Origin of the sequence: Tessaracoccus coleopterorum (genome assembly GCF_011174705.1) — a bacterium.
GTDB classification, from domain to species: domain Bacteria; phylum Actinomycetota; class Actinomycetes; order Propionibacteriales; family Propionibacteriaceae; genus Arachnia; species Arachnia coleopterorum.
Window position 1 is genome coordinate 135,093 of record NZ_JAANIJ010000001.1, and the last position, 15,320, is coordinate 150,412.

The 15,320-nt window shown below is 69.1% G+C and carries 11 protein-coding genes and 6 pseudogenes; 7 read left to right on the plus strand and 10 right to left on the minus strand.

The genetic code is table 11. The features are described 5' to 3' along the window. Positions 1-89: 89 nt before the first annotated feature. The 6 genes and pseudogenes from aceE to G7085_RS00955 all read right to left on the minus strand — a co-directional run bounded on the left by aceE (position 90) and on the right by G7085_RS00955 (position 7,152). Positions 90-2,844 (minus strand): annotated as a pseudogene (aceE, locus tag G7085_RS00930) (pyruvate dehydrogenase (acetyl-transferring), homodimeric type). Positions 2,845-3,195: 351 nt separating this feature from the next. Further along, on the minus strand, positions 3,196-4,206 hold the full coding sequence (locus G7085_RS00935) for a PHP domain-containing protein (RefSeq protein WP_331715389.1): 1,011 nt from the start codon (positions 4,204-4,206) through the stop codon (positions 3,196-3,198). Beyond that, positions 4,203-4,956: pseudogene (gene cobA / locus G7085_RS00940) on the minus strand (uroporphyrinogen-III C-methyltransferase). The gene G7085_RS00935 and the pseudogene cobA overlap by 4 nt, the downstream one beginning before the upstream one ends. A gap of 9 nt (positions 4,957-4,965) precedes the next feature. Continuing rightward, entirely contained in the window at positions 4,966-6,378 is a 1,413-nt protein-coding gene (locus G7085_RS00945) for an alanine/glycine:cation symporter family protein (protein WP_197509683.1), read from the minus strand. Between the two features lie 166 nt (positions 6,379-6,544). After that, positions 6,545-6,883: an SAM-dependent methyltransferase gene (locus G7085_RS00950; RefSeq protein ID WP_197509684.1), complete on the minus strand. Its 339-nt coding sequence runs from the start codon at positions 6,881-6,883 to the stop codon at positions 6,545-6,547. Continuing rightward, positions 6,880-7,152 carry an SAM-dependent methyltransferase gene (locus G7085_RS00955; protein ID WP_197509685.1) on the minus strand — a complete coding sequence of 91 codons (273 nt, stop codon included), beginning with the start codon at positions 7,150-7,152 and terminating at the stop codon, positions 6,880-6,882. The genes G7085_RS00950 and G7085_RS00955 overlap by 4 nt, the downstream gene beginning before the upstream one ends. A 408-nt stretch (positions 7,153-7,560) precedes the next feature. Here G7085_RS00955 and G7085_RS00960 point away from each other — a divergent pair. From G7085_RS00960 to G7085_RS00980, 5 genes and pseudogenes are all read left to right on the plus strand, one after another. After that, positions 7,561-8,659, plus strand: a pseudogene (locus G7085_RS00960) (PucR family transcriptional regulator). Positions 8,660-8,813: 154 nt separating this feature from the next. Continuing rightward, a pseudogene (locus G7085_RS00965) lies at positions 8,814-9,748 on the plus strand (ACP S-malonyltransferase). A gap of 50 nt (positions 9,749-9,798) precedes the next feature. Continuing rightward, positions 9,799-10,744: pseudogene (locus tag G7085_RS00970) on the plus strand (beta-ketoacyl-ACP synthase III). Positions 10,745-10,782: 38 nt separating this feature from the next. Further along, the gene (locus G7085_RS00975) at positions 10,783-11,028 is read left to right on the plus strand and encodes an acyl carrier protein (protein ID WP_197509686.1); all 246 of its coding nucleotides are present in this window, start codon (positions 10,783-10,785) and stop codon (positions 11,026-11,028) included. Between the two features lie 73 nt (positions 11,029-11,101). Next, positions 11,102-12,357: pseudogene (locus tag G7085_RS00980) on the plus strand (beta-ketoacyl-[acyl-carrier-protein] synthase family protein). A gap of 76 nt (positions 12,358-12,433) precedes the next feature. On the opposite strand, the gene G7085_RS00985 reads toward G7085_RS00980, so the two are convergent. The 4 genes from G7085_RS00985 to G7085_RS01000 all read right to left on the minus strand — a co-directional run bounded on the left by G7085_RS00985 (position 12,434) and on the right by G7085_RS01000 (position 14,060). After that, on the minus strand, positions 12,434-12,913 hold the full coding sequence (locus tag G7085_RS00985; protein ID WP_197509687.1) for a DUF3145 domain-containing protein: 480 nt from the start codon (positions 12,911-12,913) through the stop codon (positions 12,434-12,436). 136 nt (positions 12,914-13,049) lie between these two features. Next, positions 13,050-13,367, minus strand: a complete 318-nt coding sequence (locus G7085_RS00990; protein ID WP_197509688.1) for a hypothetical protein — start codon at positions 13,365-13,367, stop codon at positions 13,050-13,052. Continuing rightward, the gene (locus tag G7085_RS00995) at positions 13,367-13,699 is read right to left on the minus strand and encodes a hypothetical protein (protein ID WP_197509689.1); all 333 of its coding nucleotides are present in this window, start codon (positions 13,697-13,699) and stop codon (positions 13,367-13,369) included. The genes G7085_RS00990 and G7085_RS00995 overlap by 1 nt, the downstream gene beginning before the upstream one ends. 103 nt (positions 13,700-13,802) lie before the next feature. Continuing rightward, positions 13,803-14,060: a hypothetical protein gene (locus G7085_RS01000; RefSeq protein ID WP_197509690.1), complete on the minus strand. Its 258-nt coding sequence runs from the start codon at positions 14,058-14,060 to the stop codon at positions 13,803-13,805. A gap of 130 nt (positions 14,061-14,190) precedes the next feature. Here G7085_RS01000 and G7085_RS01005 point away from each other — a divergent pair, with 130 nt between their 5' ends. Continuing rightward, complete coding sequence (locus tag G7085_RS01005; RefSeq protein WP_197509691.1) at positions 14,191-14,598, plus strand: hypothetical protein; 408 nt, start codon at positions 14,191-14,193, stop codon at positions 14,596-14,598. 35 nt (positions 14,599-14,633) lie between these two features. Continuing rightward, positions 14,634-15,302 (plus strand): hypothetical protein, encoded by a 669-nt coding sequence (locus G7085_RS01010; protein ID WP_197509692.1) that lies wholly within the window; start codon positions 14,634-14,636, stop codon positions 15,300-15,302. The last annotated feature ends 18 nt before the right edge of the window (positions 15,303-15,320 follow it).

Below are 15,320 nucleotides of genomic sequence, written 5' to 3' on the forward strand. Positions count from 1 at the left end.
GATGTGGCGGCCGATTTCACGGCCGACCCCCGTAAACGGGCAGACGGGGCCGGTCCCTGAGGACCGACCCCGCCTGCTGGAGCTCACTGTCAGGCGTCGCCACCGGCGTTGCCGGAGGATCCCGCCGTCACGTCATCGAGTTTGTACCTGGCCGCGGCCTCGGTTGCCCACTCGCGGGTACCTCACCGTTGGCGGCAAGGCTCTGCAGCACCGCCACCGCAATCGACGGTCCGTCGATGTTGAAGTAGCGTCGGGCGGCCGCACGCGTGTCGGAGAAGCCGAAGCCGTCCGCGCCGAGTGTGGTGTAGTCGCCCGGCACCCACTGCCGGATCTGGTCGGGGACGGCCCGCATGTAGTCGGACACGGCCACGACCGGGCCGGGGGCGCCCTCGAGCTTCTGCTCGATCCACGTCTTGGGGTGCTCGCCGAACGGGTCGTGGAACTTCGCCTCGTCGAGGGCGAGACCCTCGCGGCGCAGTTCACCCCAGGAGGTGACGCTCCACACGTCCGCGACGATCCCGTAGTCGGCCTTGAGGAGCTCCTGGGCCTCGATGGCCCAGGCGAGGCCGACGCCGGACGCGAGGATCTGCGCCCGCCGCGCGTCCTCACCGACGCCCTCGGAGGAGCCTGGCCTGACCAGATACATGCCCGCGTGATGCCCTCGATCTCGATGCCCTCGGGCTCGGCCGGCTGGACGATCGGCTCGTTGTAGACCGTCATGTAGTAGATGACGTTCTCGGGGTTCTCGCCGTACATGCGGTTGAGGCCGTCGCGGACGATGTGTGCGATCTCGTAGCCGTAGGCCGGGTCGTACTGGACCATGGCGGTGTTGGTCGAGGCGAGGATCGGCGAGTGGCCGTCCATGTGCTGCGTTCCTTCACCGGTCAGGGTGGTACGGCCGGCCGTGGCGCCGATCATGAAGCCCCGGGCCAACTGGTCGGCCGCGGCCCACATGGCGTCGCCGGTGCGCTGGAACCCGAACATGGAATAGAACACGTAGATGGGCACCATCGGCTCGCCGTGCGTGGCGTACGAGGAGCCTGCGGCCGTGAACGAGGCCACGGATCCGGCCTCGTTGATGCCCGTGTGGATGATCTGGCCCGACTTCGACTCGCGGTAGCTGAGGAACAGTTCGTTGTCGACCGGGGTGTAGTTCTGGCCGTGCGGGTTGTAGATCTTGATGGTCGGGAAGAACGCGTCCATGCCGAATGTGCGCGCCTCGTCGGGGATGATCGGGACGACGCGCGGCGCGAACTGCTTGTCGCGCATGAGGTCCTTCAGGAGGCGGACGAAGGCCATCGTCGTGGCGACCTGCTGGTTGCCCGAACCCTTCCTGGACGACTCGTAGGCCTTGTCGCCTGGCAGCGAGATGAACTTCCGGTCTCCGCGGCGCTCAGGGAGGTAGCCGCCCAGCTCGCGCCTGCGCTCCTGCAGGTACTGGATGCGGGGGTCGTCCTGGCCGGGTGGATGTACGGCGGCTGGTACGGGTTGGCCTCGAGCTGCTCGTCGGTGACGGGCACGTCGACGCGGTCACGGAAGCCCTTGAGGTCGTCGAGGGCGAGCTTCTTCATCTGGTGGGTCGCGTTGCGGCCGGCGAAGTGCTGGCCCAGGAAGTAGCCCTTGATGGTGTGGGCGAGGATGACGGTGGGAGCGCCCGTGAACTCGGTTGCGGCCTTGTAGGCCGAGTAGACCTTGGAGAAGTCGTGGCCGCCGCGGGTGAGGCGCCAGATGTCGTCGTCGCTCCAGTCGGTGACCATGGCCGCGGTGCGCGGATCGCGCTCGAAGAAGTACTTGCGCACGTACGCGCCGTCATTGGCCTTGAACGTCTGGAAGTCGCCGTCCGTGGTCGAGTTCATCAGGTTGACGAGCGCACCCTCGGAGTCGTTGGCGAGCAGCGGATCCCAGCCACGGCCCCAGACGAGCTTGATGACGTTCCAGCCCGCGCCACGGAAGAAGGCCTCGAGCTCCTGCACGATCTTGCCGTTGCCGCGGACGGGGCCGTCAAGGCGCTGCAGGTTGCAGTTGACGACGAAGGTGAGGTTGTCCAGTTCCTCGTTGGCCGCGAGCTGCAGGGCACCGCGCGACTCGACCTCGTCCATCTCGCCGTCGCCGAGGAAGGCCCAGACATGCTGCTGCGAGGTGTCCTTGATGCCGCGGTTGTGCAGGTAACGGTTGAACTGGGCCTGCCAGATCGCGTTGATGGGGCCGAGGCCCATCGAGACGGTCGGGAACTCCCAGAAGTTGTCCATCTGGCGCGGGTGCGGGTAGCTGGGCAGCGCCCGGATCTTCCCGTCGACGTAGTGCGAGTGCTCCTGCCGGAAGCCGTCGAGGTCGTCCTCGGCCAGACGGCCCTCGAGGAAGGCACGCGCGTACATGCCGGGCGAGGCGTGACCCTGGAAGTAGATCTGGTCTCCGCCGCCGGGGTGATCCTTGCCGCGGAAGAAGTGGTTGAAGCCCACCTCGTAGAGGGTGGCCGATGAGGCGTAGGAGGCGATGTGGCCGCCGACACCGACGCCGGGGCGCTGCGCCCGGTGCACCATGATGGCAGCGTTCCACCGGAGCAGGCGGCGGATGCCGCGCTCGAGGGTCTCGTCCCGGGGAAGGCGGGCTCCCTGCCCGCGGGATGGTGTTGACGTAGTCGGTGCCCGTCAACGACGGCACGCCGATGTGGCGCTCGCGGGCGCGTTCGAGGAGCTTGAGCATCACGTAGCGGGCCCGGTTGCGCCCGCCTGCGTCGATGACCCCGTCCAGGGATTCAAGCCATTCCTCGGTCTCCGCCGGATCGATGTCGGGGAGATTGGTCGGCAGACCGTTGAGGATCGGTCCCACCTCGTTCTGACTCACGAAGAATTCCTCTCGCTGTCGGGCAACTGGAACATTCGGCCATGGCCGATATCAGATGCCACCCTACCGCGCTTCACCGGAGCCCGATAACCCGTACCGGGGCCCGAATCACCCCTGAGGAAGGCCGGATGGGCGTCGAGACCCGCCGGGCTAGGCCCGATGAGGTGACACGGAGCCGTAGCCTGCGCCCGGAGACGCTCCAGGATTGCCCCAAATACTTTGTGCAAACACTGGAGAAGGCGCGGTCCCGGGGTCCCGCCCGCCGGGAATCGCGGCTACGGAGTCGCCTGGCACCCGAGGGGAGATCGAGATGGTCCACGTCCCCGGCCGACCGGACGGCGCGGGGCACCCTCAGCGGTGGCGGCCCGCATGACCGAGGAGCCGTTCGAGGGGCCAGGTGGTGATGATCCTCTCCGGGGCGATGCCCGCCTCGACGGCGCGGGCCGCGCCGTAGGTGAGGAAGTCGAGCTGGCCGGGCGCGTGGGCATCCGAGTCGATGCTGAAGAGACAGTCGGCCTCCCTCGCCACCAGCAGCAGGTCGAGGGGCGGGTCGCGACGTTCGGGCCGCGAGTTGATCTCGACGGCGACTCCGAACATCGCGCACGCGGCGAACACCAGCTCGGCGTCGAACCGCGACTGGTCGCGCCACGTCCCGTCGGGTCTGAGTCTCCTGCCGGTCGGGTGTCCCAGCACCGTGGTGTGCCGGTTGGAGACCGCCCCGACCATCCGGCGCGTCATGGTGTCGCGGTCGGCGTCCAGATCGGAGTGGACGGAGGCGGTGACGATGTCGAGCCGGTCGAGCAGGTCGTCGGCCTGGTCGAGGGCACCATCGGCGAGGATGTCCACCTCGATCCCCTTGAGGATGCGGATCTCCCGATCCTCCTGGACGGCGGCGATCTCCTCCCATTGGGCGATGAGCCGTTCACGGGTGAGCCCACGGGCCACCTTCAGGCGGGGCGAGTGGTCGGTGATGGCCATGTACTCGTGCCCGAGGGCCTCCCCACTGCCGTCATCTCCCACAGCGGGGAGCCTCCGTCGGACCAGGTGGTGTGGGTGTGGAGGTCCCCCGGAGCTGGGCGCGGAGTTCGTCCCGGCCGGGTCCAGGGACACGGCCCCTTCGACGCGGCGCCGGGCGAGGGCCTCGGGGAGCCGTCCGGCCGCGGCCTCAGCTGCGATGGCGGCGGTCTTGGGGCCGAAGCCGCGCAGTGATCGCCACGCCGCCTCGCCCGTGGGCGTCTCCTCGAGGCCCTCAGCGATGGCGGCCGCCTCACGGAATGCGCGGACCCGGTAGGTGTCCGCCAGTTCCCGTTCCAGCCAGAACGCGTACTCGCGCAGGGCCTCGGAGGGGCTGAGGCCGGTCACGTCAGTTCCAGGCCCGCAACGGCCCCGATCACGCACACCGCGGGAGGCGAGATGGCGGCGTCCTCCGCCACGGAGGCGATCGATGCGACGCCTGCGCGGACGACCCGCATGGTGGGAAGACCGGCGTCGGCGATGACCGCGGCCGGTGTGTCCGCCGCGAGGCCGGCGGCGACCAGTGTCTCGGTGATGGCGGGTAGGTTCTTCACTCCCATCAGGATGACGATCGTGGTTCCGGTGGTCGCGATGCCGGCCCAGTCGACGTCGTTGCGTTCATCGTGCGGCCCGACATGCCCGGACACGACGGTGAAACCGGTGGAGACCCCCTGTGGGTGACGGGGATGCCTGCGAGCTCGGCGGCGGCGATCGACGAGGAGATGCCGGGGATGACGGAGACCGGAATACCGGCCGCCCGGCAGGCGAGCCACTCTTCTCCCCGCGACCGAAGACGAAGGAGTCGCCGCCCTTGAAGCGGACGACGTCGCGGCCCTCGAGCGCCTTGCGGATGAGGATCTCGTTGATCCTCTCCTGGGGAGTGAAGGCCCCCCTCGGCACCTTGCCGACCTCGATCAGTTCGGCGTCGCCCCGGGCCTCCTCCAGGAGTGCGAGCGGCACGAGCCGGTCGTAGACGATGACATCGGCGCGCCGGAGGGCCTTCAGGCCCGCAACGGTGATCAGGTCGGGGTCGCCGGGGCCACCCCCGAGGAGGGTGACGCGGCCGGTCGCCGCGCCACCCCGCTGGGATTCAGTCATGCGCGAAGACTAGGCGTCGACGGTCTCTCCGGCCATGAAGTCCTCGATCTGTCCACGCTTTGCGCGCAGCTTCGGGTCGTTCCTCAGATAGTGGGCCGTCTCGCGGGCGATGAGTCCGGAGAGCACCAGCAGGCCGATCAGGTTCGGAAGCGCCATCAGGCCGTTCATGATGTCGGCGAAGGACCACACGATGCCGAGCGGGATGGTGGCACCGACGTAGACCACGATCGTGAAGGCGATGCGGTACCAGAGGGTGGCGCCGGCCCCGAAGAGCCGCTCGACGCAGCGGTCGCCGTAGTAGGACCAGCCGAGGATCGTCGAGAATGCGAACAGGACCACGCCGATCGCGACGATGTAGCCGCCCCATTCGCCGGGCAGGCCGTGGCTGAAGGCCATCGACGTCAGAACCGCCGGGCTCTCGCCCGAGTTCCACACGCCGGTGGTGACCAGCACGAGGCCCGTGCACGACACCACGATGATGGTGTCGATGAACGTCTGGGTCATCGAGACGAGGCCCTGCCGCACGGGATGGGTGGTCTTGGCCGCGGCCGCCGCGATGGCGGCCGAGCCCATGCCCGACTCATTGGAGAAGATGCCGCGCGCGACGCCCATCTGCAGCGCGATCAGGAAGCCACCCATCGCGCCACCGACGGCCGCCTGCCCGGTGAAGGCCTGGGAGAAGATGAGTGCGAAGGCCGCGGGCACGTCCACGATGTTGACAGCGAGGATGTAGACGGCCCCGAGCACGTAGAACACGATCATGAAGGGCACCAGTGCCGAGGTGACGGTCCCGATCGCCTTGATGCCGCCGAGGATCACAAGGCCCACGAACACGACCATGACGATGGCGGTGATGCTCTGCGGCACGCCGAACGAGTCGTGCACGTTCTCCGCGACCGCGTTGGCCTGGGTCATGTTGCCGATGCCGAAGCTGGCGAGCACGGCGAAGATCGCGAACATGACGCTGAGCGCGACACCCCATTGGCCGGGCAGCGCCTTCTTGAGGTAGTACTGCGGCCCACCGGAGACCTTGCCCTTCGCGTCGACGGTGCGGAAGCGGACGGCGAGGAACGCCTCGGAGTACTTCGATGCCATGCCGAGCAGGCCGGTGACCCACATCCAGAACAGCGCGCCGGGGCCGCCGACGGAGATGGCGGTGGCGACACCCACGATGTTGCCGACGCCGACCGTGGCGGCCAGCGCGGTGGTGAGGGCCTGGAACTGTGAGATGTCGCCGCCCTCGGCGTCGTCATCCTTGCGCTCCCAGAGCGCCAGCCGGAGGGCGGCCCCGAGGGTGCGGAACTGGATGCCGCGCAGCTTGATGGTCAGCCACAGGCCCGTCAGGAGCAGCAGCGGGATCAGGAGCCAGGGGCCCCACACGAATGAGGAGATGGTGTCGAGTAGCTTCTGAAGGTTCTCCATGGGTTGCGCACCTGTCGTCGGTTGTCTGGTGGCGACAAGTTAGCAACGTCGGATCCACCGCGCAGGAGATCTCACGAGAGTTACGCGGCCGTAACGCGGGCTCGGGGAACGGATCAGGACGTCGGACGCAGGAGATATGTCTCCTGGATCCAGCCGTGGTGCCCGATCAGACGCGCGCGCAGGTCGAGCAGGTCGGCGGTGACGGTGCCGAGTGGCCCGTTGGCCAGGACCTGCTCCGGGTGCCGAGGTATGCACCCCAGTACAGCTCCACGTCCGGGAACTCCTCGACCAGCCCACGGCACGCGAAGTCGTGGTCGTTGAGCACGACCACGTCGCCGAGGCCACGGTTGTATTCCTCGAGCAGGCGCCGACCCGTGGTGAGGTGGACGCTCCTGCCTCCGCTGTTCAGCGTGATCTCGTGGGCCGCGGCGAGAAGTTGCGGTGCCGAGACACCGGGGATGACGGTCAGGTCCATGGTGATGGTGACCCGGAGGGCCTCGATCACCTGCAGGATCGAGTCGTACAGGGCCGGATCCCCCACACGAGGAAGCCGACGACCTCACCGTCGGGAAGCCCGCTGAGGATCTGCTGGTAGGTGGCCAACTGGGCACCGTCGGGTTGGGTCTCGTCCTGATGGCTGTGCACCGGATCAAGGACCGTGATGACGCGGTGGGCCCGCTTGACGTTGCGTCGGATCAGTTCGCTGCGCCGCCACACCTGGTCGGGCTGGTCCTCGTTCGAGTCGGCCACCAGGAAGACGTCGACGGAGTTCATGGCCTCCACGGCATCGAGAGTGAGCTGTCCGAAGCCTCCGGGCCGAGCCCGATCACCAATACCCTGCGCGCCATGCCGACAGCCTAGCCAGGGTGGTGGCAACCCAAGGCGCGGCCCGCACCCGCGGCACCACCCGTCCCGGATCACCCGGTAGAATCGGCCAGTGGCCCATTCCGGTCGGTCCGCCTCCAACTATCGGCCACAGACCGGCCCGGGAACAGCCGACGGCCCCTGCACCGTGGCGCATCCCCACGTGGCCGACGCCGAGGGCGGTCTCCGCGCCGACCCCGCCCCGGATCTCGCTAGGCTTGCGGGATGGAACCACGCCCCGGCACAGCGCCCGCCCTCATCGCGTCGGCCCGGGTCCGCACTGCGCTGGTGAAGCGGCTGACGGCGGCCTCGTCGGAGATGAACACCGCCACGCTGGCCGCCATGACGGAGCGCCACGACTGGTTCACCCAGCTCGATCCCGAGTCCCGCTCCTGGATCGGTGTGCTCGCCCGCTCCGGCATCGACGGCTTCGTCACCTGGTTCTCCGGCGAGGAGTTCGAGCCGGAGTCGATCTTCGATGCAGCGCCCCGCGCGATGGCCCGTCGCATCACGCTGAGGCAGACGGTCGACCTGGTGCGCACCACGACCGACGTGGTCGAGGAGCAGATCCAGCACCTGCTCCCCCGCGGAGACCGGCAGCCCCTGCAGCTCGGCATCGTGCACTACTCCAGGGAGGTGGCCTTCGCGGCCGCCGCCATCTACGCCCGCGCCGCGGAGGCCCGCGGGCGTGGGACTCGCGCATCGAGGCGACCGTGGTGGATGCCGTGGTGCGGGCCGAGACGGACGAGTCCGTCATCTCACGCGCCTCGACGTTGGGCTGGAACACCGAGTCGAAGGTCGTCGTCGCCATCGGCGGGGCCCCGGAGGCCTCACCCGATGGGAGCATCCTCGACGGGCTGCGCCGTGCTGCGGCGAAGCTGAAGCTCGACATCCTGGCCGCCCCCAGGGCGATCGCCTCGTGTGCATCGTCGGCGGCACGGGGGTGACCGAGCCGGTCGAGACCTGCGAACGGATCGCGCGGCTGCGGGAACACTTCGCGCCGGGGCCCGTCGTGATCGGCCCGACCGTCGACGGGCTCGCGGGCGCACCGCGGTCTGCCAGGGCGGCAGCCTCGGGCTACCGCGCGGCCAAGGCATGGCCCGAGGGCCCACCGACGCTGCTCGCCGTCGACCTGCTGCCCGAGCGTGCGCTCGCCGGAGACGGCCACGCGCGCCGGATCCTCGCGGGCGAGATCTACCCGGCGCTCGCCGCGAACAAGGAACTGCTCGACACCTGCGTCGGGTTCCTCGATGCCGGTTCCTCGATGGAGGCGACCGCCCGCGCCCTGTTCGTGCATCCCAACACTGTGCGTTACCGCCTCAAGCGGATCCAGGATGTCACCGGCTACAACCCGGCCGATGCGCGCGAGTCGTATGTGCTGCGCATGGCCATCACCCTCGGACGTCTCCAGGACTGAAATCACAGCCGTGTCATTGACCGCACCTCACAACCCTGGAGGCGGGGTTCGGGGCTCACGGCCGTCGTTGTTGTTGGTTTCCCACAACAGCGCGGCGGCCATTTTCGTGTGATCCGGTTGCGCCCCACTTCGTGGCAGCGGGCAAGGTTGGATTGTGCTTGCAATCGTCGCGCCCGGTCAGGGCGCCCAGACTCCCGGCTTCCTCGCCCCGTGGCTCGAGGACGCCTCACTGGCCGCCCACCTGGCGGCCCTGTCCACGGTCAGCGAGCTCGACCTGGCCCACTTCGGCACCGACGCGGACGCGGACACCATCCGTGACACCGCGATCGCCCAGCCGCTTCTGGTCGCCTCGGCCCTGCTGACGGCCCGCGCCCTGTTCGGCGTCGACACCAGCGCCGTGGGCGTCGTCGCGGGCACTCCGTCGGAGAGTTGGCCGCAATGGCCATCGCGGGCGTCATCACGGACGAGGAGGCACTCGTGCTCGTCCGCGAGCGCGGCCGCGCCATGGCGGAGGCCTCGGCCATCCGACCCACCTCGATGACCGCCGTCGTGTCCGGTGATCGCGACGAGGTGCTCGCCGCGATCGAGGCGGCCGGCCTCACCCCGCGAACAACAACGGCACAGGCCAGATCGTCGCCGCCGGCACCGTGGAGGAGCTCGCCGTGCTTGCGGCGAACCCGCCCCACCGCGCCAGGCTGGTGCCGCTCAGCGTCGCCGGCGCATTCCACACGATCCACATGCAGCCCGCCGTCGCCCACCTGCACCGCATCGCCGCAGATGTCACCCCCGCTGCGCCGCTCGTGCCGCTGATCAGCAACGCCGACGGCACCGTCGTCACCTCCGGGCCGAGGCGCTGGAGCGGATGGTCAACCAGGTCGCCAACCCCGTCCGCTGGGACCTGTGCATGGACACCATGCGCGACATGGGCGTGACGGGCCTGCTCGAGCTCGCACCCGCAGGCACGCTCACCAAGATCGCCCAGCGCAACCTGAAGGGCATCGAACTGTTCAACCTCAATGCCCCGACCAGCTCGACGAGGCCCGAGCCTTCGTCGCCATCCACGCTGCCAGGCAGCCCGAATCCGAGTGAGAAGACAAGTGGCACTGAAGACCTCAGCAGGCGCACAGTTCGCGCGCATCATGGCCGTCGGCGGCGCCCGCGGCAGCCGCGTCGTGAGCAACGAAGAGATGTGCACGATGATCGACTCCACCCCTGAGTGGATCCAGCAGCGGACCGGCATCACGGAGCGGCGCTGGGCAGCGGAGGGTGAGGACGCCGAGTCGCTCGGGCTCGCCGCCGCCGCCACGGCGATCGAGCGGGCCGGGCTGCAGGCCTCCGACATTGACGCGATCCTCGTCTCGACCGTGTCGCACTACCAGCAGACCCCGTCGCTCGCCTGCATCATGGCCGAGCACCTCGGCCTCGAGGCCCGGCCGCCTTCGACATCTCCGCCGCCTGCGCAGGCTTCTGCTACGGCGTCAGCCTTGCGGAGTCCATGGTGCGCAGCGGCTCCGCGCGACACGTGCTCGTGCTCGGCGTCGAGGTGCTGTCGCGTTACACCGACTTCACCGATCGCTCCACCGCGTTCCTCTTCTCCGACGGCGCGGGTGCCGTCGTGGTCGGTCCGTCCGACGAGCCGGCCATCGGCCCGACCGTGTGGGGTTCGAAGCCCGAGGCGTCCCGCGTCATCGAGATCGACGACTGGCGCACGGTCGACCCCGCCGTCGAGGGCCCGCACATCCACATGGAGGGCCGCGAGGTCTTCAAGTGGGCCACCACCGCCATCGTAGAGAAGGCGGTCGAGGCCCTCACCGTGTCGGGTCTGACCCCCGACGAGCTCGACTGCTTCATCCCCACCAGGCCAACAACCGGATCACCGATTCGATGTTGCGCCACCTCAAGCTGCCCGAAAGCGTCGTCGTCAGCCGCGACATCATGCAGATGGGCAATTCGTCGGCGGCCTCGATCCCGCTGGCGATGGAGGCACTGCTCGAAAACGGGCAGGCCAGGAGCGGCGACAGTGCACTGATCATCGGTTTCGGCGCGGGCCTCGTGTTCGCCGGCCAGACCGTTATCCTGCCCTGATCTCCACCGTCCACCACATAACAAGTCAAGGAGCCACCATGGCAAGCACCGAAGAGATCCGCACCGACCTGTCCGAGATCGTCAACGACATCGCCGGTGTCGCCGCCGAGGACGTCCAGCTCGACAAGTCGTTCGTCGATGACCTGGGCGTCGACTCGCTGTCGATGGTCGAGATCATCTACGCCTGCGAGGACAAGTTCGGCGTCAGCATCCCCGACGAGGACGCCAAGAACCTCAAGACCGTCGGCGACGCCGTCGCCTACATCGAGCGCGCCCAGAACTGATGCGGCGGGCGGCCCCGCACGGGCCGCCCGCTCACCCCTTCCCCTCCACCTTTCTGACGTTTCAGGAGCCCGCATGTCCCGCACCGTCGTCATCACTGGTTTCGGCGCCTTCACGCCGCTCGGCAACGATGCCCCAGCACCTGGGAGGCGATGCTTGCAGGTCGCTCCGGTGTGCACACCCTGACGCAGGACTGGGCGGCCGATCTGCCCGTGACCTTCGCTGCAGAGACCTCCGATCCGCTCGAGCACCTCGACCGTCTGGTGGCCCGCCGCCTCGACCGCTCGTCGCAGCTCGCGATGATCGCGGGCCTTGAGGCGTGGGCCGACGCCGGCTTCGGCCTCGGCGAGGCCAACCCCACCGACCCTGACCGCACCATGGTGTCGGTCGGCACCGGCATCGGCGGCCTCCACTCGCTGCTCGGGCAGTGGGATGTGCAGAAGGACAAGGGCCTGCGGCGCGTCTCACCGCTGACCATCCCGATGCTGATGGCCAACGCGCCCGCCGCGAACCTCGGCCTGACCATCGGAGCCGCGGCCGCCGTGCACGCCCCGGTCAGCGCCTGCGCCTCGTCGAATGAGGCGATCTCGCTCGCGTACGACCAGCTCCAGCTCGACCGGTGCGACATCGCGCTGGTCGGCGGCACCGAGGGCGTCGTGCACCCGCTCCCGCTCAATGCGTTCGCGCAGATGCAGGCTCTCAGCCGCCGCAACGACGATCCGGAGCATGCCTCGCGCCCCTGGGACACCGGCCGTGACGGTTTCGTGCTCGGTGAGGGTGCCGCCCTGATGGTCCTCGAAACCCTCGAGTCGGCGTTGGCGCGCGGCGCGAAGATCTACGGCACTCTGGCAGGCGCCGGAATCAGCAACGACAACCACGACATCGTCCAGCCCGAGCCCACGGGCCGCGGGCAGTCGCAGGCGATGATCAAGGCGCTGCGCAACGCCGGGCTGGTGCCCCGCGACATCGTCCACGTCAACGCCCACGGCACGTCGACCCCACAGGGCGACATCACCGAGGCCAACTCGATCGCGACCGCGCTCGGCACGGCTGTCGACGGTGTCGTCGTCACGTCGACCAAGTCGATGACCGGGCACCTGCTGGGCGGCGCAGGCGCGCTCGAGACGTTCGCGACCATGATGGCGCTGCGCGACCGGGTCGTTCCCCCGACCATCAACATCGAGAACCTCGAGCCGGGCCTCCCGATCGACGTCGCCGTGAACGCGACGCGTCCACTCGGCGGGGGCGACCTCGCGGCCGTCAACAACTCGTTCGGCTTCGGAGGGTCCAACGTGGCGGTCGTCGTCACGAACCAGCACGCCACCAGTTGACCCCGCGCAACGTGAAACCGCCGCCGATCTCTCCGATCGGCGGCGGTTTCACGTTGTTGCTGCGGGAGCGACCCGGTCAGCCGACCTGGTGCAGCCAGCGGACGGGTGCGTCCTCGGAGGCGTACCGGAACACGTCGAGTTCGTCGTCCCAGGGAACTCCGAGCAGCCGCTCGAGGGACTTCAGGATGGGTTCCCCGCCGAGCGCGTCGGTGGCAACGGCGTGCTTGAGACTGTCCTCCGGGATCAGCACGTCACCGTGCACGCCGACCACCGAGGCAAACGAGCCGAGGGTCGGGGTGAAGCAGTAGCGCTGACCGTCGGAGGCCGCCGTCGGTTCCTCGGTCACCTCGAACCGGATCTGGGCGAGCCTGGTGAGGGCGGAGGCGAGCTCCGCTCCGCGGCCGGGGATCCCGGTCCAGGAGTACTCGGCGCGCTGGCTGCCGGGCTGCGCGGGCTGGCGGGTCCATTCCAGGTCGGTACGGGAACCCAGCACGGTGCCCACCGCCCACTCGATGTGCGGGCACAGCGCTGCCGACGCCGAGTGGATGAAGATCATCCCACGCGTCAGGTGACTCGAGTCGGGTCGAGCAGACATCGGTTGTACCTCCTGGTTGGGCCCATTGCCTTCCCCTGCGATGAGGCACTACCAGGTCGCTCCCCATTGAAGCATCAGACCCGGTGCGGCGCAATCGTCAGCAGCCGTAGTAGTGGTCGGCCAGAGCCTCCCTCGCCCGGACGGTGACGATCGGGTCGCTCGGGAGCATCGTGTCGGGGTTGTCGTCCCAGGCCTTGTAGAAAAGCAGTTCCCTGGCTCCCTCGCGCAACGATGCGGCGAGGAACGGCCCGCCCTCGCCGTTGCGGGTCACCATGGTGATGCGTCCGGGGAAGGCATCCTTCAGCTGGGCGAGCGTCATCCCGACGCGGAACTTCGACTCGCCGAGGCTGCTGCCGATCTTCGTCGTCGGGCTCGAGGTCCAGAGGTTGCCGACGGTGCCATCGAGGTAGTTCATCAGGTCGACACCCCGGGCCCGGACCGCGCTGGAGGCGCGGAAGTCGCTGCAGAGATTCCCCGGGCGAGGTAGGCGCCGTGCATGACCGACAGCGGGGTGCCGAGCTGCAGCGGGCCGAACCCGGTCGGCGTGAGCACCGCGCGGTCGAGGATGTTGGCCGGGATGGCTGTGACCGGCCTGATGCTGGCGCTCGAGAACAGCACCAGGTTGTTGAACACCCAGCGCATCTCGGTGCGGTAGCCGCCGCCGGAGGCGACGACGACGCTGGCCTTGACGTAGGTGCGGCACCCACCCATCCCGGTGGTGGGGGTGTCGCACTCGGTGCGCCACATGCGCCCGATGCATCGGTCCACGCGGCCGTCCGGCCGAGGTTGTTGGAGGCCCACGCCGCGCGCGGGCTCGGCAGGTAGCTGAGGTTGTTGAAGGCCCAGCCGTTCACCTTCTTGTAGGTGGCTCCGACCCTGACCACCTGGGTGGCCCAGATCTCGGTGCGGCACCGCACCACGCTGGAGGAGTACATCGCACAATCGGTGCTCCAGGCCCGGTTGCCGACGAACTGGACACCGGGGTGTTGTAGACCGTGACCAGGGGCACGGGCGGGGCGTAGACGGGAGCGGCATGCGCGCTCGGAGCGACGGATGCCAGCAGCGCGGCCGCGAACAGCGCGGCGGCGAAGGGACGCGGGAATCTCATGATTTCTCCTCAGCTCAGGGCCGCGTGGGCGGCCGATCCGGCCATGATTCATCCTGCGCCGCCCCGGCCGTCGGCGCAGCCTGTTGCCGGATCCGGTCCAATCGGATATACAGCGTGGATGCGCACCCCCATGCCGATCGATGACGTTCTCAACTACCCCGATGCCGTCTCCCAGGTCCGCGCGACCGGTGAGGCGGTCTTCTGGCTCGCCACCATCGCGGCCGAGGACGGCCGCACCACGGTGCGCCGGCTCCGCGACGGCGAGGTCGTCGACCTGACCCCCGACGCGGCCGTGCGCTCCCGCGCGATGGAGTACGGCGGCGGCGCCTATGCAGTCGACGGGCAGAGCATCGTCTACTGCGACGACCGCACCCGCCGCGTATGGCTGTTGCACGACGGCACCGCGCGGCCGATCACTCCGGAGGGTGGCTCCTTCGTGTACGGAGGGCTCGCCCTCAGCCTGGCCGACGGCATCGCGCTTGCCGTGCGTGAGGACCACTCGGCCAGCCCGAGCCCCGCACGGAGATCGTCGCTCTGACGCTGGAGGGCGGCAACGCCGACGGCGGCAGGGTGGTGGCCACCGGTGCCGACTTCTACGCATCCATCGCGCTCGGGCACGGGCGATTCGCCTGGCAGCAGTGGAACCACCCCGACATGTCGTGGGACACCTGCGCGGTCTGGAGCGCGTCGCTGGCAGACCCCTCCGCCGCCGCTCCTGTGTGTTCCCGGGACGGCCTCGCCGCCGGCTACCCCGTCTGGCTGCCGTCGGGACGCCTCGCGTACGTCTCCGATGAGTCCGGCTTCTGGAACTGGCGGATCGAGGACGGCGGGTCCTGGGCGGTCGAACGCGACTGCTCGCGTCCCCTGTGGGTGCTGAACCCGGCCGCAGCGGCGGTTCTCTCCGATGACCGGATCGCAAGCCTGTGCTTCGAGGACGGGGCCGGGACACTCAGTGTCTGGTCGCCCTCGAGCGGCGAAGTGGCCAGGCCTCTGCCCGGCACCACCGACATCGAGTCGCTCGCCGCCGTGGGTGACTTCCTGTATGTCGTGGCCGAGTGGCCGGACCGGCCCTCGTCCCTTGTGGAGATCGCCCCTGACGGCGGGTGCCGGACCATCGCGGGCGGGGTGGAGCCCGCGCCCGACGTCGCCGTGGCCGAGTCCATCTGGTGTGACGGCGAGGCGGGCCCGGTCCAGGCATGGCTCTACCGCCCGGAGGCGGGACTCCCCCGCTGCTGGTCATGACCCACGGCGGACCCACCA

Excerpts from the sequence above, each read along its gene's own strand:
- G7085_RS00945 (WP_197509683.1), bottom strand. The coding sequence starts at position 6,378 with ATGGAGAACCTTCAGAAGCTACTCGACACCATCTCCTCATTCGTGTGG.
- G7085_RS00955 (WP_197509685.1), bottom strand. The coding sequence starts at position 7,152 with ATGAACTCCGTCGACGTCTTCCTGGTGGCCGACTCGAACGAGGACCAG.
- G7085_RS00975 (WP_197509686.1), top strand. The coding sequence starts at position 10,783 with ATGGCAAGCACCGAAGAGATCCGCACCGACCTGTCCGAGATCGTCAAC.
- G7085_RS00985 (WP_197509687.1), bottom strand. The coding sequence starts at position 12,913 with ATGATCTTCATCCACTCGGCGTCGGCAGCGCTGTGCCCGCACATCGAG.
- G7085_RS00990 (WP_197509688.1), bottom strand. The coding sequence starts at position 13,367 with ATGAACTACCTCGATGGCACCGTCGGCAACCTCTGGACCTCGAGCCCG.
- G7085_RS00995 (WP_197509689.1), bottom strand. The coding sequence starts at position 13,699 with ATGTGGCGCACCGAGTGCGACACCCCCACCACCGGGATGGGTGGGTGC.
- G7085_RS01000 (WP_197509690.1), bottom strand. The coding sequence starts at position 14,060 with ATGAGATTCCCGCGTCCCTTCGCCGCCGCGCTGTTCGCGGCCGCGCTG.
- G7085_RS01005 (WP_197509691.1), top strand. The coding sequence starts at position 14,191 with ATGCCGATCGATGACGTTCTCAACTACCCCGATGCCGTCTCCCAGGTC.